Genomic DNA, 14,753 nt, shown 5'->3' on the forward strand with positions numbered 1-14,753 from the left:
ACATGCGGGCACTAAAACGGAACACGTTGACGCGGACAACCGCCCTGGTTGGCGCCGCGACGATGGCGGTACTCCTCGCCGGCTGCGGTGACGATTCCAGCGGAAGCCCGGAATCCACCCGGAACGTGACGGTGGTGGGCAAGGGCGAGGTCAGGGGCGCACCCGATGTACTGCGCGCCGATGTCGGCGTATCGGTGACCGCTATGGACGTATCCGGCGCGCTGTCGCAGGCGAGTGAGAAGGCGCAGGCCGTCATCGACGCTGTGGTCGGGGCCGGGGTGTCCCGCGAAGACGTACAGACCAACGAGCTGTCCATCCAGCCGGAACAGACATACCCCCCGGGCGGTCCGCCGCACATCACCGGTTACAACGCCACCAACTCGGTGCGCATCAATGTCCGCGACCTCAAGAAGGCCTCCGACGTACTGGACAAGGCCGTGCGGGCCGGCGGAGATGCCGCACGGTTGTCCAGCGTCAGCTTCGATCTCGACAACGACGCCGATCTGATGAAGAGCGCCCGCGAGCGTGCCTTCAACGACGCCAAGGCCCGCGCCGAGCAGTACGCGGGTCTGTCGGGCTCCCAACTGGGCAAGGTGCTGCGCATCGACGAATCTCACGGCTCGGTGCCTCCGCCCGCTCCGATGATGGGTAAGCGCGCCCCCATGCAGGCCGACGCCTCGTTTGCTCCGCCGTTGGAACCGGGACAGCAGACGGTGACCTTCCAGGTGAGTGTCATCTGGGAGCTGAATTAGGCCATGGGCGACATCACGGTTGTCGGCCACGGTGAGGCCAGCGGCAGCCCCGACGTGTTCCAGGCGACCGTCGGGGTGTCGGTACGGTCCCGCCGCATCGCCGGGGTGATGGCCGAGGTGAAAGCCAAGGCCCGCGCGGTGATCGACGCGGTGCTCGACTCCGGGGTGGCCGCCGAGGATGTCCGCACCGCGTGGATGTCGGTGCACCCGCAGTTCGACGGCAACCGGATCACCGGCTACGCCGCCGACAATTCGGTGCGGATCACCGTTCGCGATCTCTCGAAGGTCTCCGATGTACTGGACAAGGCGGTCACCGCGGGAGGTGAGGCGGCACAACTGTCCGGGGTGAGCTTCGATCTGCAGGACAGCACCGAGCTGTCCACCCAGGCACGCGAACGGGCGTTCGCCGACGCCAAGGCCCGGGCCGAGCAGTACGCCGCGCTGGCGGGCGCCACCCTGGGCAAGGTGTTGCGCGTCGACGAGACTGGAGGCACCTCGCAGCCGCGGGCCGAGTTCGCGATGTTGCGTGCCGCCGGCGGCCCGCCGGTGGAGGCCGGTCAGCAGACGGTGACCGCCGCCATCACGGTGGTGTGGGAACTGAGTTGATCAGTCGGTGTAGACACGCGGATGCAGCGTGCCGATGAAGGGCAGATCGCGGTAGCGCTCGCCGTAATCGAGCCCGTAACCGACGACGAACTCGTTGGGAATCTCGAATCCGACGAGAGCCACGTCGACGTCGACCTTCTTGGCCTCGGGCTTGCGTAGCAGCGAGACCACGTTCAGCGAGCGCGGCCCGCGTGAGGCGAGATTGCGCATGAGCCAGCTCAGGGTCAGCCCGGAATCGATGATGTCCTCCACGATCAGAACATCGAGGTTCTGGATGTCCCGATCCAGGTCCTTCAGGATGCGCACCACCCCGGAGGACGAGGTTGCCGAGCCGTACGAGCTGACGGCCATGAACTCCATCTGGGTGGGGATCGGAATGGCGCGGGCCAAATCCGACACAAACATGACGGCACCCTTGAGCACCGTCACCAGCAGCAGATCACCCGGGATGTCCCGGTACTTCTCGCCGATGGCGGCACCGAGCTCCAGCGTCTTGGCGCGAATCTGCTCCTCGGTGAGCAGCACCGATTTCACGTCGCCGCTGTATTGCTCGCCGCATGCCTGATCCTGTTCGCAGGTCACGACCGACAGCGTGCCATGGACGACACGAGCAATCCAAGCCGACCTCCCCGGACGGTCTTCGCGCAAGCGGCTCATCCCAATTGCCTAGTGACTTTGTTTACGAAATAGGCCACTATGGAAACGTGAGCAATGGCGCTTACGAAGCGGTTGAAATGCCACGATCCCGCGATATCCGCGTGGTGGTGATCGGCGCGGGCATGTCGGGCCTCTGCATGGCCTCCACCCTCCGGCACCGTGGCATCACCAACTTCACCGTCTACGAGAAGGCCGACGAGGTCGGCGGCACCTGGCGAGACAACACCTACCCGGGCCTGCAATGCGATGTGCCTTCGCGTTACTACTCGTACTCCTTCGCCCCGAATCCCGCTTGGAGCAAGGGATTTTCACCGGGTTCGGAGATTCACCAGTACTTTGTCAGATTCACCGACAAGCAGGATCTGCGCCGCAACATCCGCTTCGGCACTGCCGTGACGCGCGCCGAATGGGTCGACGAACCCGGTCAATCCCACTGGGAGCTTGAGCTTTCCGACGGCAGTCGCGATAGCGCCGACGTCGTGGTGAGCGCCACCGGTGTGTTGCACCTGCCACGCCTTCCCGAGATCGACGGATTGCGCAGCTTCGCCGGCCCGTGCTTTCACTCCGCGCGCTGGGATCACACGGTGCCGTATGCCGGGAAACGGGTCGGACTCATCGGCACCGGCTCCTCGGGGGTGCAGATCATCAGCGCACTCGCCGATCAGGTACAGCACCTGTCGGTATTCCAGCGCTCCGCGCAGTGGGTCGCTCCGGTTCCCAACTTCACCTACTCCGCGCTGTCCAAATCCATCTGGTCACGCGTACCCGTCCTCAACAGATTCTCCTATCGATTGTGGCGCTTCTACTTTGAACGCGGAGTGGGCGGCTCGGTGGTGAGCCCCGGCGCACGCCGCAAGCTCATCCAGGGATTCGTGCGGGCGTCACACCGACTGCTCATCCGCGACCCGGCGCTACGCGAGAAATTGCATCCCGACTATGAACCGCTGTGCCGACGATTGGTGATGTCGGTGCCATTTTTCACAGCGGTGCAGCGGCCCAATGTCTCGGTACTCACCGAGGGAATCGACCGCATCGTGCCACAGGGCGTCATCACCAAGGACGGAGTCCTGCACGAGCTCGATATCTTGGTGTGCGCCACCGGTTTCGACGCACATTCATATCTACGTCCCATGGAGGTCATCGGGCGCGAGGGCATCAAGCTCAGCGATGCGTGGAGCGACGGGCCGCGCGCCTACCGTGCCGTGGGGCTCGCCGGGTTTCCGAACTTCTTCCTCTTGATCGGGCCAAACAGCCCGATCGGCAACAACTCGCTCATCTCGATCGCCGAAACACAGGTCAAATTCGCGATGCACTGGATCGACAAGATCCGTTCCGGCCGCGTGCAATCGGTGGCACCCACCGCGCATGCCGCGGAGACATTCAACGCCGAGGTGCGCCGGGCAATGCCCAACACCGTGTGGTCGACCGGATGCGACAGTTGGTATCTGGGAGCCGACGGCGTACCCGAACTGTGGCCCTGGCCGCCGGTCGAATACCGGCGCACGCTCACCTCCCCGATACCCGAGGACTTCGCGATCACCTAGCGACGATTACCTAGCGACGTCGTGAACCGATAGCACTAGCTCGTCCCCTGACCTGGATGCCACCAATCGCTGGTACGGCAGATCGGCGCCCACGGCAACGCCGCCCTGCCCGCGCCATTGCATGACAAGCGCGTCCACCGCGCGAATCTGATTGTCGTTCAGGTCCTGTGCGCCACCGGCCAGCAGCCAGAGCCTGATCACCCGGCGACGGATCGCGGGCGTCAAGCCGCGCAGATTCGCGATCGCCAGGCCCTCCGAAGCCGGGAACGCGGCGCGGGCCTGCGCATCGAGGGCATCCCCGTCATCTCGCAACGATGTGGCGGTGCGTGCGAGTGCCTCGGCGACACCACCGCCGAGAACCTGCTCCAGCAGCGGTAGTACCTCGTGACGCAGACGAACCCTGACGAAGCGGGAGTCCACGTTGTGCGGGTCTTCCCACGGAGTAAGACCCAATTCCGCACATGCCGAACGTGTCTCGGTCCGGCGAAGATCCAGAAGGGGCCGGCCCCACGGAGCATCCCAAGGACGCATGCCGGCGATGGAACGCCCGCCGGATCCGCGCCCGAGCCCCAGCAGCACCGTCTCGGCCTGGTCATCGAGAGTATGGGCAAGGAGCACCGGCAGCCCACCCCTGGACTGCTCTAGCGCGGCATATCGCGCGTTGCGTGCCGCCGCTTCCAGACCACCCACACCGTCGACGATCACCGAAAGAACCAACGCATCACGACATCCCAGGGCCAGCGCCTGGCCCCGGGCCTGGGCAGCGACCTCGGCAGAGTCCCGCTGCAGCCCGTGGTCCACAATGAGCGCCGTCACCGCCCAGTCCTGCGCGACGGCGGCCGCCACGAGCGCCAGCGAATCCGCGCCGCCCGAAAGGGCTACCGCCACTTCCGCTGCGCCCGGAAGATATTGAGCACCAAATATTTTGACCGCGCCGCGGAGCGCTAAAGAACTCGGGCGATCCATTGGTCCGGATCCTCGATCTCGGCAGGCTTGGGCAAGGTCTCCGCATCACGCCAGATGGTGTTGAAGCGCTCCATCCCCACCTTTCCCACCACATGGTCGACGAATTTCTTGCCACGGGTGTACTGACGCATCTTGGCATCCATGCCGATGAGCGCACGGAGGATCCGTTGCAGCGGGGGTTGCTTCCGTGAGCGCCGCGCCTCGAAGCGGGCTCTGATGGACGACACCGACGGGACAACCGCCGGCCCCACCGCATCCATCACGTGGTCGGCATGCCCTTCCAGGAGCGTGCCCAGTACCAACAGGCGATCCAATGCATCCCTGCCGCTTTCGGACTGCATGGCGCGCAGCAGATCGACGATTCCGTTCTCGCCCTGAGTCTTCGGTGAGCGAACAAACTCGGCCAGCCTGCCGAGCATGCCTGCCACATCTTCCTCTTGCTCATTGGCGAGCGTCGCCAGGGTGCCCGACATATAGCCGGCCAGCCACGGGTTGGCGGAGAACTGCACACGGTGCGTCACCTCGTGCAGACATACCCACGTCCGGAAATCGCTTGGTACCACCCGAAGTTGACGCTCGACGGCAATGATGTTCGGGTAGACCAGCAGTAGCGCACCCGCGCCGTCGGCGGTGAACGGGTCGTACTGCCCGAGAATTCCCGACGAAACGAATGCCAGCACCGCGCCGGTCTGCGCCCCGGTGATACGGCCGGACAAGAATCCGGTGGCCCCCTCGCCGCCGCCGGCCATCAAACGCATGGACTCTGCCGCGGCCGCGACCCAACTTGGGCGGTCGATGATCCGCGCCTCCGGCACCAGCAGACCGTCGGCCAGGCCGGTGAGCTCACGCACCGGCGCCTCCGCTCGCCGCGCCGCCTCCGACAGCTCGGCGATGGCCTGCTGACGGGTGTACTCGGTGGTGGGTGGCGCAGGCCGCGTCAACTTTGCGCCCACGGTCGCGGCGAACTCCCAGTTGACCATGCGGCCAACCGTCAATTCGGGGCTCTCGGTTCCCACGTCGCCCCGCGCGGCCCGACCCGAATCGACCATCAGCTACATCCGCAAGACCGCAACACCGCAGCGGTGTTGTCCACCGCATTGCGCGCGGTGGGCGCGGTGGCGTGATTTTGCATCAGCGAGAAGGTGAGCACCCGCCCGCTGACATCGGTCACCACTCCGGCCAACGTGTTCACACCGGTAAGCGATCCCGTCTTGGCGCGCAACCAGCCCGCCGACGCTTGGTTCTGCGTGATGAACCGCTCCGACAGCGTGCCACTGCCACCGGCGATGGGCAGCACGTCCAGCAGCGGCCGCAGCTTCGGCTTGTCGGGACCGGCGGCGGCTCCGATGACCTCGTCGAGGGTACGCGCGGTTACCCGGTCGTCCACGGACAGTCCACTCGAATCGCGTAGCGTCAAATCCGTCAGATCAATTCCCGCACTGCGCAATTGACTCGTCACCGCGTCGACGGTGCCCGCGAAGGACTGCGGGCGGCCCGAGGCCAGCGCCACTTCGCGTCCGATGCATTCCGCCATGACGTTGTCCGAGGCGTTCATCATCTCCCGCAGCCGTTCCATCAGCGGTGCAGACTGAACGGACGCAATGGATTTCGCAGCCGGAGACGCCGCGTCCAGTCGCACCGCGTCGGGGTCGACTCCGAGTGCCGTGGCGAGCGCGCGACCGGCGTCCAATGCGGGGGTGACGGAACGATGTGAGTCGTAGTCGGTCGGCTGGGTGCGTCCGGCATCGAGCATCACAGCCTGGATGGGCGCGACATCTCCGCCGTCGATATCGCCGGGGTCCCATCCTGGCGCCATCGACGGCCCGCCGAATCGGCTGATATCCACCGTGATTGATGTGACGGCGACTCCCGACTTGCGCACCTGGTCGGCCAGATCGCTGATGCGTGCGGCGTCGCGGTACCAGGTGTCGGTATCCGCCGGGGCCGCGCTGACGATCGGGTCGCCACCGCCGACCAACGTCACCAGTCCTCGTTGTCCCGCGGTATCGGCCACCACCGAAGTGGTGAGCTTGGCGTCGCGGTCGAGGGTGAGCAGCGCCGCCGCCGCGGTCAGCACCTTATTGGTGGACGCGGGCACCATCGGCACCGTGGAACCCTGCTGCCACAGTTCACGGCCGGTCAGCGCGTCGGTTACCCGCCCGGTGAACATGCCCAGTGCCGGATCGGCCAGCGTCTTGTCCAGGGCCTGTGCCAGGCCGTCCGCCGTCGGAATCGGCGCGGAATCGGAAACCGGCACCACACCCGGCTTCGGGGTGACCAGCGCCGGTTCCGGATCATCGCTCTGCAACTGGTGAGCGGTGGAGGCGCCGGTGGTCAGCGACACCGCCAGTACCAGAGCGGCAATCGCCAGCACGACAGCGACGGCGAGCAGGACATGGGTAGAGCGCCGCCAGCGACGCGGATCAAGTGCCCTGGCGGTGACCATGCTCTGCAGGGTATCGCTATCCTGGTGCGCGCTGGATGAGCGCTTGCGCGAAGACCGACTGTTAAGTACCACCGACATTCAAGGAGCGGGTGTGGAGTTCGACGTCACCATCGAGATCCCCAAGGGCCAGCGCAACAAGTATGAGGTCGATCACGAGACCGGCCGAGTGCGCCTGGACCGTTACCTCTACACGCCCATGGCCTATCCCACCGACTACGGGTTCATCGAGAACACCCTCGGCGAGGACGGCGATCCGCTGGACGCGCTGGTGCTGCTGCCCGAGTCCGTTTTCCCCGGCGTGATCGTCGAGGCGCGGCCCGTCGGCATGTTCAAGATGGTTGACGAGGCCGGTGGTGACGACAAGGTGCTGTGTGTGCCCGCCGGCGACAAGCGCTGGGATCACATCCAGGACATCGGTGACGTCTCGAGCTTCGAGCTGGACGCCATCAAGCACTTCTTTGTGCATTACAAGGACCTGGAGCCCGGCAAGTTCGTCAAGGCCGCCGACTGGGTGGGCCGCGCCGAGGCAGAAGCCGAGGTGCTTGCGTCGTTCGAGCGCCTCAAGACCCAGGGGCACTAAGCGTCAGGGCGCAACACAGACGGCGCCCATGGGGCCGCTGTTCGTGGCAACCACGTCACCGTCGATGGTGATGGAGCAACTGGCCTCACCCCAGTCGACGACCATGCGCGGTGACGCCGCCGAGTTGGTTATCGTCACCGACACACCCCAGGGCAGCTTGATGTCTTGGATCGTCACCAACTCAGTGCCGGTCCAATAACTGACCTTCAAGCCGAAATGCGGCGGCATCGGGTCGGCGCCCGAGCCCCACGCGCTGTACGTCACGCTCTTGCCGCCATGCCCCGAACCACCAGGGCCCTCACCCGTCGTCGGCACCGGTTTCGGTGCCTCGGTGGTGGTGGGAACCGGAGGCGCCTCGGTGGTCGTCGGCGTGGTCTGGACACCGGTACTGGGGTTCGGCGGCGGCGGTGGCTCTGTTGTCGTCGGAGGCGGCTCGGTCGTCGATGGCAGCGGGACGTCATTGGGCCCGGTCCAGGTTGTCGACGGGGTGACGGTGACCGTGGTCGGCGCGGCCACCTCGGTTCGGCGGGTTATGACCAAGATGGAGGTCAGGGCTATCGCCAGCACCGCCAACACACTGACGCCGGCGACTATCCACGGCCATTTCGGAGGCTTCGGATCCTCGGGATACGGGATCACCTCATCGGGTGGCCACGGCTCCTGCGGGTATTCCTGCCAGGCCGGATCGGTCACTGTCCCCCACTCCTTCCCCAGTCCTGCTCGGTGCAATGTTACGTCGCGTTAAGCTCCTGCAAAATCAACGGTCCCCCTCTAGCGAACAGCGGCCATCCGTCGAATCATGGTCATATGTTGATGCATCAGGGCATCGGCCGCGACACGTTCAACCAGATGCCCGACACCAAAGCGGTCCACGCGCTGTATGAGTGTTGTGGCAGTGTGACCTGGGCCAGGAAGATCGCCGCGACACGTCCGTTCGCGGACCACGATTCGCTGTTCCGGTGCGCAGATAACGAATTGTTCGCGTTGTCGGAGCAATCGCTGGACGAGATGCTGACGGCCTATCCTCCGCTGGGCAAACGGCCTGGCAGCGTGCGATCACATGCCGAACAGTGCGCGATCCGCGATGAGACGCCGGGGATGATGGCAGCGCTGCGAGCCGCCGCCCACAGATACGAACATCATTTCGGCCACCGTTTCGTCATGCACCTGTGTGGTCAGGACGGGGCCTCGGTACTGCGGGCGATCTCCGATCGGATGCATCACGACGCGGACACCGAACGCAAGGTGACCCGCAATGAACTCGCGAAGATCAACCGCACCCGGTTGGAGCGCATGCTGGGCCCCGAGGGCGGCTACGACAACTGGTGATCGGGCTGCCACGGCCTGCGCTAGGCGGCCAGCGGGACCCGCTGCGGTAGCAGGGCGAACACCCGTCGTGCAGCACAATCGATATCTGTGTTCGGCGATGCCGGAATCAGGGTCACCCCATCGGCCACCCCGGCCAGATAGATGTCCGCGATCAGACCCGCCAGCCCTTCGGGAGTGCCTGCGTACGAGACCGCGGCCGGCACCCGCAAGCTCGCGAAATGCTTACGCGCCGATCGCGAATCCGCCTCGATGTGCACGTACACGTCCAGGATCACCGCGGGGGCGTCCTTGTGCGCGGCGCGCAGGGAGTGTCGGGCCCGCTGCGCCTGCTTGAGGTCGGGCGCGTTGACGCGTGCGGTAACACCCGTTCCGCTGGTCAGCTCCTGCCAACCGGCAGCATCGTCAGTGAAGACCCGAAACGTTTGATGTTGCGTCGCCACAGTCGCAACGGTACCTACGCGAGCAGCTGTGGGCCATCGTTGAATTCCCGCTGAGCGGATCGGTACCGATCAGACGGGCGACTGCTCCGCCACCGCTGATGTCTGGGTGCGTTCGGTCAGGTTATCGATGACGCGTTGCACCCTGGGCATGAGCGTGTCGATATCGAGTCCCAGCCAGTACGGAATCGGATACATGAAGTGCCGATTGAGGCCGGGCAGGAGTCTGCTCAGGAAGTAGCCCAGCCACGCCTCGGGGCGTACCGGAGCCACCGCGAAGTTGTAGCGTGCCGCGCGTACCGTCGCGCGCGCCACCTGCGGGGGACCGATCAGCTGGTCGAGAACCCGCATCGGCGCAGACGACTGGAAGGCCCGCATCATGTTGTTCGCACGCTCACGCACATCGTCGCGAACATCCAGACCGGCAATCGTGGCATTTACCCCGATATTGGTGTTGATGAATCCGGGACATACCGCCGAAACCCCTATCCCCTTGGGCCCCAGCTCCATCCGCATACACTCGCTCAGCATTTTCACCGCCGCCTTCGAGGCCGAGTAGGCAGGGAAGACCGGCGTAGGGGTGATTGCCCCCGCCGAGGCAATGTTGACGATCTGACCGCCGCGCCCGCGTTCGGCCATCTGCTTGCCAAAGGCTCGGCCACCATAGGCGACACCAAAGACGTTGACCCGGAACTGCTTTTCCCAATGCTCCTGCTCCAGGTCGAAGAAACGGCCGCCGACCATGATGCCCGCGTTGTTCACCAGGACATCAGGCACACCGTATTCCGCCCGCACCTGCTCGGCGAACCGTTCCCAGGCCGCCGGATCGGTGACATCGAGCTGGAAGGCCACCGCCCGCTGCCCCTTGTTGTGGATGATCTCCGCCGTCTCCTGGGCCGTGTTCAGATCCAGATCGGAGGCCACCACCTCCGCGCCGCCGTTTGCGAATTGGATTGCGATGGCTCGCCCGATGCCGCTGCCGGCGCCGGTCACCACGACGAGTTCTGGTTTGCGTCCAGGCCACAGTCTCATCCCACAACCTCCTTGTTGCGCTTACGCTTCGACGCCGCCTTCACGACCGGCGCAGCCGTCTCGGTGCCGTAGCGGTAGTTGTCCAGCCGGAAGTACTTGTTGTGGAAGTACATTTCACCGAAACCGCCTGGGCGGAAGGGGGAATCGCCGTGGTTGTCTATGTAGTAGGTGTTGGCGGTCGAGCATGCCGGCGAGAGCCACAGGTGATTCTTGTTGCGCTCGTGCATCTTGTCGAAATACGCCTGGTGCACATCAGGCTTCACCTCGGCGGTGGTAGCACCGCGCTTCTTCGTCTCCGCGATGACGCGGGCCGCGTGCGCGGTCGTCGACTCGATCAGCATGTGATACGGCCCGAACACGTATCCGTAGGGACCGAGCACGAGGAAGAAGTTGGGGTAATCGGGGATCGAAACACCCTGATATGCCTGGTAACGATTCTCTTGGAAGAACTGCTTCAGGTCCTTGCCGCCCCGGCCCGCCGTCGGGAAGGCGGGCATATGATCCCAGATGGCGAATCCGGTGGCGCAGATCAGTACATCCACTTCATGCTCGACGCCATCCGCCGTCAGCAGACCCTTCTCGGTGATCCGCTGAATCGGTTCGGTCACCAAGGCGACATTCGGGCGATTGAAGGTCTTGAGATAGCTGTTGGAGAACGACGGGCGCTTACAGCCGAATCCGTAGTAGGGCAGCAGTTTCTCGCGAGTCACCGGGTCGTCGACCTGAGTACGCATCCAGCGCCGGATCCGGTTGGCAAGGGCCATCGACGCGGACTCGGCATACTTGGAGTCGAGCTTGAACACGGCATCCGGGATGTACGCAGTGCTGAGGTTGATGGCGTGCCGAATGCCCTTGGCGACGCCGGGGAACCCGAAAAGCGCCCGCCAGAACCCGTTGTATTTCCAGTCGGGCTTGGGCCCCACGTAGATGGGTGTGCGCTGAAAGACGGTGAGATGGCCAACCTCCGGAGCGATCTCCGGAACCAGCTGCAGCGATGTGGCACCGGTTCCGATGACGGCCACCCGCTTCCCGGCAAGCTGAACACCCTTGTCCCACAAAGCGGTATGCATCAGGACGCCCTGGTAGGAATCGATACCTTCTATCTCGGGGAGTTTGGGTTGCTCGAGCCCACCGGTCGCGGCAACCACATGCCGGCCGGTGATCACGCTGTCGTCATCCAGCGTGAGCACCCAAATGTTTTGTCCCTCATCGAATTCCTGACGCACCACACGCGTGTTGAATCGAATCTTGCCGCGCAGTTCATGTTTGTCGACGAGTTCGTTGGCGTACTGCTCGAGTTCATCGCCCGGTGTGAAGAACTTCGACCAGGTGGTCTTCTGGTCGTAGGAGAAGCTGTAGATGAAGGTCGGGATATCGACGGCCACACCCGGGTACTTGTTCGCATGCCAGGTGCCGCCGGCGGCCCCCCACTTCTCCAGGATCACGAAGTCGTGGACTCCCCTTTTGGTGAGCTCCACCGCAGCCCCGATACCCCCGAAGCCGGCCCCGATGATCACGACCTCATGGTCGGGAACACCCTGCTCACGCTCGCTGGCCCCGCTACCCCGCACACGCGCACTAGTCATTCGACGTCCTTGTCAGTCCGACCCGTTATGTGTCGGACTGAAAGTATCACGTATTCAAAGTTACGGATATGAGAACGGGGACTCAGGCCACCAGAAAATCCGGGAGCGGACGTGGATCGTTCACGGGCCCGACCTGACCGTCGATCTCGGCGTAGGTCAAAGCCGGTCCGTGCTCGACGAGCTCGTCGATCGCGTCCAGGAGCCTCGTGATGTCACCCGCGGTGGTTCCCAGCCCGATGCTCGCGCGCAGCGCGCCGCCGGGGGCGCCGAGCCTGGCCAACAGCGGGTGCGCGCAGAATCGGCCGTCGCGCAGCCCGATACCGTGCTCGGCCGACAGATAGGCCGCGACAACCGACGGCGTATACCCGGCGACGGTGAAGGACACGATGCCCAGCACATCACGACCGCTGTCCCAGATACGTAGGGTGTCAACGCCATCGATCGCATCGAGCCCGTCGCGCAGTTGCGCGGTAAGCGCGGCCTCGACATGTCCGACATCGCCGAGAGCAGTCAATGCCTCGCACGCCGCGACGACCGCGGCGACACCGACCACATTGGGCGTACCCGCCTCATGCCGCTGCGGTCCGGTGAACCATTCGGCCCCGTCGATACCCACGTTGCGCACCGCCCCGCCACCCGCGAGATAGGGCCTCGCGGCGTCGAGCCAGTCAGCCCGGCCCACAAGGACTCCCACGCCGAATGGCGCGTACAACTTGTGCCCAGAGAATGCGAGGTAATCAATTCCACAGGCCGCCAGATCGATTCGGCGGTGTGGCGCCAACTGCGCCCCGTCCACGACGATTCTCGCCCCGTGGCGGTGCGCCACGGTGGCGAGCTCGGCCAGGGGCAACACCTCACCGGTGACATTGGAGGCGCCGGTGACGGCCAGCAGTGCTGCGGGGCTGCGCGCCAGCTCCTCATCCAACGCGGCAACGGTGTCCGCGACGGTGGCTCGATGCGCCACCACCCGAGCACCATATCGCTGCCAGGTCAACAGATTTGCGTGATGTTCGATATCGAGCACCACCACCTCGCCCGGCACCGCGGACGCCAGTAGATTCAATGAGTCCGTGGTGTTGCGGGTGAAAATCACGTTCTGATCGTCGGTGGCGCCGACGAAACGCGCCACAACGTCCCGGGCCCCCTCGTAGAGCCTCGTGCAGACGCGCGAGGCGTACCCCGCGCCCCGATGCACGCTGGCGTAATACGGCAGTAGCTCAGTGACACGGTCCGCGACATCGCGCAGCGCAGGTGCACTGGCCGCATAATCGAAATTGGCGTATCTGATCCAGCCACCTTGGGCCAGTGGAACTTTGGTATCAGCGCCCACTACGCGCGCGGTCGGCTGCTCGGACCCGAATTCTTGTGACGCTGACATGCGACATCCCATCTCACCGGACCCGCCCGGCGAGTCCACGCTTGCCGCGCACGGTTGAGCGCGGCCAGGTCGTCACCTGGAGCACCCCGCCGTGGATGAGCCGCCTGCGCGAAGACAAACGGTATGGAGGAGGGTTGCCGACCAGCTAGCCAGGGCTTATCGCTGGTACTCATGACCTGTCGGCAGTGTGCCCGTCGTCCGAGGTCACCGTCAAGCACATTGCGCACGGTGATTCAAACCCGCAACCTCACCCCCGCGGCCGACCCGACTTTCCGATAACCGCGGCGTAGGGCAGACTGGGTACTGGAGGGGAGTATTCCTTCGCTGCGGTGTCGTCATCACATCGGCCATTGTCGGACCGGTCGGTACCGCGGGCCGGTCATCCGTCGGCGGAAGAGACCTCCGGCGTTTTGGCGACCGGAGGATCGAATCAATGCAGGTTTCTCAGCTCGAATGGATCATCACCCTGGCCGTCACGGTCGCGATCCTGTTGGTCGACGTCGTGGTGATCGGCCGACGACCTCACGAGCCCTCGACACGCGAAAGCGCCACCGCACTCAGTATCTATGTGGGACTCGCGGTGGCGTTCGGTCTGTGGGTGTGGTTCTTCCACGGCAGCCAGTACGGGCTGGAGTTCTACGCAGGCTGGCTCACCGAATACAGCCTGTCGGTGGACAACCTGTTCATCTTCTTGATCATCATGGCCAGCTTCAAAGTGCCCCGGGTTTACCAGCAAGAGGCCCTGTTGGTCGGCATCATCCTGGCGCTGATCTTCCGCGGCATCTTCATCGCCCTGGGCGCGGTCGCCATCGAACAGTTCTCCTGGATCTTCTATCTTTTCGGCGCGTTCCTGGTGTACACGGCCATCAATCTGGCGCGTGACACCGAGCACGATGACGACGCGGACAACGCCGTAGTGCAATTCGCCCGCAAGCACCTGCGCACCACCGACAAGTGGGACGGGCTGCGGTTGTGGATCCGGGACGGCAGCGCGAACGGCGCCAGATTGATCACGCCGATGTTCCTGGTGATCGTCGCGCTGGGCACCACTGACCTGCTCTTTGCCCTCGACTCGATCCCCGCCATCTACGGACTCACCAAAGAGCCCTACCTGGTGTTCACCGCCAACGTGTTCGCGCTCATGGGTCTGCGGCAGCTCTACTTCTTGCTCGGCGACATGCTCAAGCGCCTGGTGTACCTGTCACAGGGACTGGCGTTCGTCCTGTTCTTCATCGGGGTCAAGCTGATCCTGCATGCCTTGCATGAGAACGAGCTGCCCTTCATCAATGGCGGCGAGCCGGTCCACGTGCCCGAGATCCCCACGCTGGCAAGTCTTGCTGTGATTGTGGTGACGCTGCTGATCACCACCGTTGCCAGCCTGTACAAGACCCGAACCTTCCGTAAAGAGCAGTGAGTGCATCGCACCAGTTCAATAGCCAT

15 protein-coding genes and 1 riboswitch are annotated in these 14,753 nt (G+C 64.5%); of the genes, 6 read left to right on the plus strand and 9 right to left on the minus strand.

Annotated features, from left to right (window positions below; genetic code table 11):
- Positions 1-2: 2 nt before the first annotated feature.
- Positions 3-752, plus strand: a complete 750-nt coding sequence (locus BKG76_RS08585) for an SIMPL domain-containing protein (RefSeq protein ID WP_070937287.1) — start codon at positions 3-5, stop codon at positions 750-752.
- Between the two features lie 3 nt (positions 753-755).
- Positions 756-1,358 (plus strand): SIMPL domain-containing protein, encoded by a 603-nt coding sequence (locus tag BKG76_RS08590; protein ID WP_070937288.1) that lies wholly within the window; start codon positions 756-758, stop codon positions 1,356-1,358.
- Here the strand turns inward: BKG76_RS08590 and hpt are convergent, their stop codons facing one another.
- The gene (hpt, locus tag BKG76_RS08595) at positions 1,359-1,940 is read right to left on the minus strand and encodes a hypoxanthine phosphoribosyltransferase (RefSeq protein ID WP_070937289.1); all 582 of its coding nucleotides are present in this window, start codon (positions 1,938-1,940) and stop codon (positions 1,359-1,361) included. It abuts the gene before it with no gap.
- Between the two features lie 122 nt (positions 1,941-2,062).
- On the opposite strand from hpt, the gene BKG76_RS08600 reads away from it, so the two are divergent.
- On the plus strand, positions 2,063-3,559 hold the full coding sequence (locus tag BKG76_RS08600; protein WP_070937290.1) for a flavin-containing monooxygenase: 1,497 nt from the start codon (positions 2,063-2,065) through the stop codon (positions 3,557-3,559).
- Between the two features lie 6 nt (positions 3,560-3,565).
- On the opposite strand, the gene tilS is transcribed toward BKG76_RS08600, so the two are convergent.
- From tilS to dacB, 3 genes are read right to left on the minus strand one after another with little or no spacing between them, the layout of a single operon-like run.
- Positions 3,566-4,447 (minus strand): tRNA lysidine(34) synthetase TilS, encoded by an 882-nt coding sequence (tilS, locus tag BKG76_RS08605; RefSeq protein WP_070937291.1) that lies wholly within the window; start codon positions 4,445-4,447, stop codon positions 3,566-3,568.
- A 56-nt stretch (positions 4,448-4,503) separates the two neighbouring features.
- Positions 4,504-5,574 carry a zinc-dependent metalloprotease gene (locus BKG76_RS08610; RefSeq protein ID WP_070937292.1) on the minus strand — a complete coding sequence of 357 codons (1,071 nt, stop codon included), beginning with the start codon at positions 5,572-5,574 and terminating at the stop codon, positions 4,504-4,506.
- Positions 5,574-6,971, minus strand: coding sequence for a D-alanyl-D-alanine carboxypeptidase/D-alanyl-D-alanine endopeptidase (gene dacB, locus BKG76_RS08615; RefSeq protein ID WP_070939058.1), 1,398 nt, complete (start codon positions 6,969-6,971; stop codon positions 5,574-5,576). Before dacB ends, BKG76_RS08610 begins: the two co-directional genes overlap by 1 nt.
- 91 nt (positions 6,972-7,062) lie before the next feature.
- Between dacB and BKG76_RS08620 the strand changes: the two genes are divergently transcribed.
- Positions 7,063-7,551, plus strand: a complete 489-nt coding sequence (locus BKG76_RS08620; protein WP_070937293.1) for an inorganic diphosphatase — start codon at positions 7,063-7,065, stop codon at positions 7,549-7,551.
- Positions 7,552-7,554: 3 nt separating this feature from the next.
- Here the strand turns inward: BKG76_RS08620 and BKG76_RS08625 are convergent, their stop codons facing one another.
- On the minus strand, positions 7,555-8,244 hold the full coding sequence (locus tag BKG76_RS08625; protein ID WP_070937294.1) for a hypothetical protein: 690 nt from the start codon (positions 8,242-8,244) through the stop codon (positions 7,555-7,557).
- Positions 8,245-8,358: 114 nt separating this feature from the next.
- On the opposite strand from BKG76_RS08625, the gene BKG76_RS08630 reads away from it, so the two are divergent.
- Complete coding sequence (locus BKG76_RS08630) at positions 8,359-8,880, plus strand: 2-oxo-4-hydroxy-4-carboxy-5-ureidoimidazoline decarboxylase (RefSeq protein WP_070937295.1); 522 nt, start codon at positions 8,359-8,361, stop codon at positions 8,878-8,880.
- Positions 8,881-8,900: 20 nt separating this feature from the next.
- On the opposite strand, the gene BKG76_RS08635 is transcribed toward BKG76_RS08630, so the two are convergent.
- From BKG76_RS08635 to BKG76_RS08650, 4 genes are all read right to left on the minus strand, one after another.
- On the minus strand, positions 8,901-9,320 hold the full coding sequence (locus BKG76_RS08635) for a hypothetical protein (RefSeq protein ID WP_070937296.1): 420 nt from the start codon (positions 9,318-9,320) through the stop codon (positions 8,901-8,903).
- A 69-nt stretch (positions 9,321-9,389) separates the two neighbouring features.
- Positions 9,390-10,349 carry an SDR family NAD(P)-dependent oxidoreductase gene (locus BKG76_RS08640; protein WP_070937297.1) on the minus strand — a complete coding sequence of 320 codons (960 nt, stop codon included), beginning with the start codon at positions 10,347-10,349 and terminating at the stop codon, positions 9,390-9,392.
- On the minus strand, positions 10,346-11,935 hold the full coding sequence (locus tag BKG76_RS08645; protein WP_070937298.1) for a flavin-containing monooxygenase: 1,590 nt from the start codon (positions 11,933-11,935) through the stop codon (positions 10,346-10,348). Before BKG76_RS08645 ends, BKG76_RS08640 begins: the two co-directional genes overlap by 4 nt.
- An 82-nt stretch (positions 11,936-12,017) precedes the next feature.
- Positions 12,018-13,313 carry an aminotransferase class V-fold PLP-dependent enzyme gene (locus BKG76_RS08650; protein ID WP_070939059.1) on the minus strand — a complete coding sequence of 432 codons (1,296 nt, stop codon included), beginning with the start codon at positions 13,311-13,313 and terminating at the stop codon, positions 12,018-12,020.
- 32 nt (positions 13,314-13,345) lie between these two features.
- A riboswitch (SAM riboswitch) is annotated at positions 13,346-13,490 on the minus strand.
- A gap of 256 nt (positions 13,491-13,746) precedes the next feature.
- Here BKG76_RS08650 and BKG76_RS08655 point away from each other — a divergent pair.
- The gene (locus BKG76_RS08655) at positions 13,747-14,727 is read left to right on the plus strand and encodes a TerC family protein (RefSeq protein WP_070937299.1); all 981 of its coding nucleotides are present in this window, start codon (positions 13,747-13,749) and stop codon (positions 14,725-14,727) included.
- Positions 14,728-14,753: the final 26 nt, after the last annotated feature.

This window comes from Mycobacteroides franklinii (assembly GCF_001853795.1).
In the GTDB taxonomy this organism is placed as follows: Bacteria; Actinomycetota; Actinomycetes; order Mycobacteriales; family Mycobacteriaceae; genus Mycobacterium; species Mycobacterium franklinii.

Coding starts and splice junctions, on each gene's coding strand:
- dacB (WP_070939058.1), bottom strand. CDS start 6,971: ATGGTCACCGCCAGGGCACTTGATCCGCGTCGCTGGCGGCGCTCTACC.
- BKG76_RS08630 (WP_070937295.1), top strand. CDS start 8,359: ATGTTGATGCATCAGGGCATCGGCCGCGACACGTTCAACCAGATGCCC.
- BKG76_RS08610 (WP_070937292.1), bottom strand. CDS start 5,574: ATGGTCGATTCGGGTCGGGCCGCGCGGGGCGACGTGGGAACCGAGAGC.
- BKG76_RS08640 (WP_070937297.1), bottom strand. CDS start 10,349: ATGAGACTGTGGCCTGGACGCAAACCAGAACTCGTCGTGGTGACCGGC.
- BKG76_RS08645 (WP_070937298.1), bottom strand. CDS start 11,935: ATGACTAGTGCGCGTGTGCGGGGTAGCGGGGCCAGCGAGCGTGAGCAG.
- BKG76_RS08655 (WP_070937299.1), top strand. CDS start 13,747: ATGCAGGTTTCTCAGCTCGAATGGATCATCACCCTGGCCGTCACGGTC.
- BKG76_RS08650 (WP_070939059.1), bottom strand. CDS start 13,313: ATGTCAGCGTCACAAGAATTCGGGTCCGAGCAGCCGACCGCGCGCGTA.
- BKG76_RS08590 (WP_070937288.1), top strand. CDS start 756: ATGGGCGACATCACGGTTGTCGGCCACGGTGAGGCCAGCGGCAGCCCC.
- BKG76_RS08585 (WP_070937287.1), top strand. CDS start 3: ATGCGGGCACTAAAACGGAACACGTTGACGCGGACAACCGCCCTGGTT.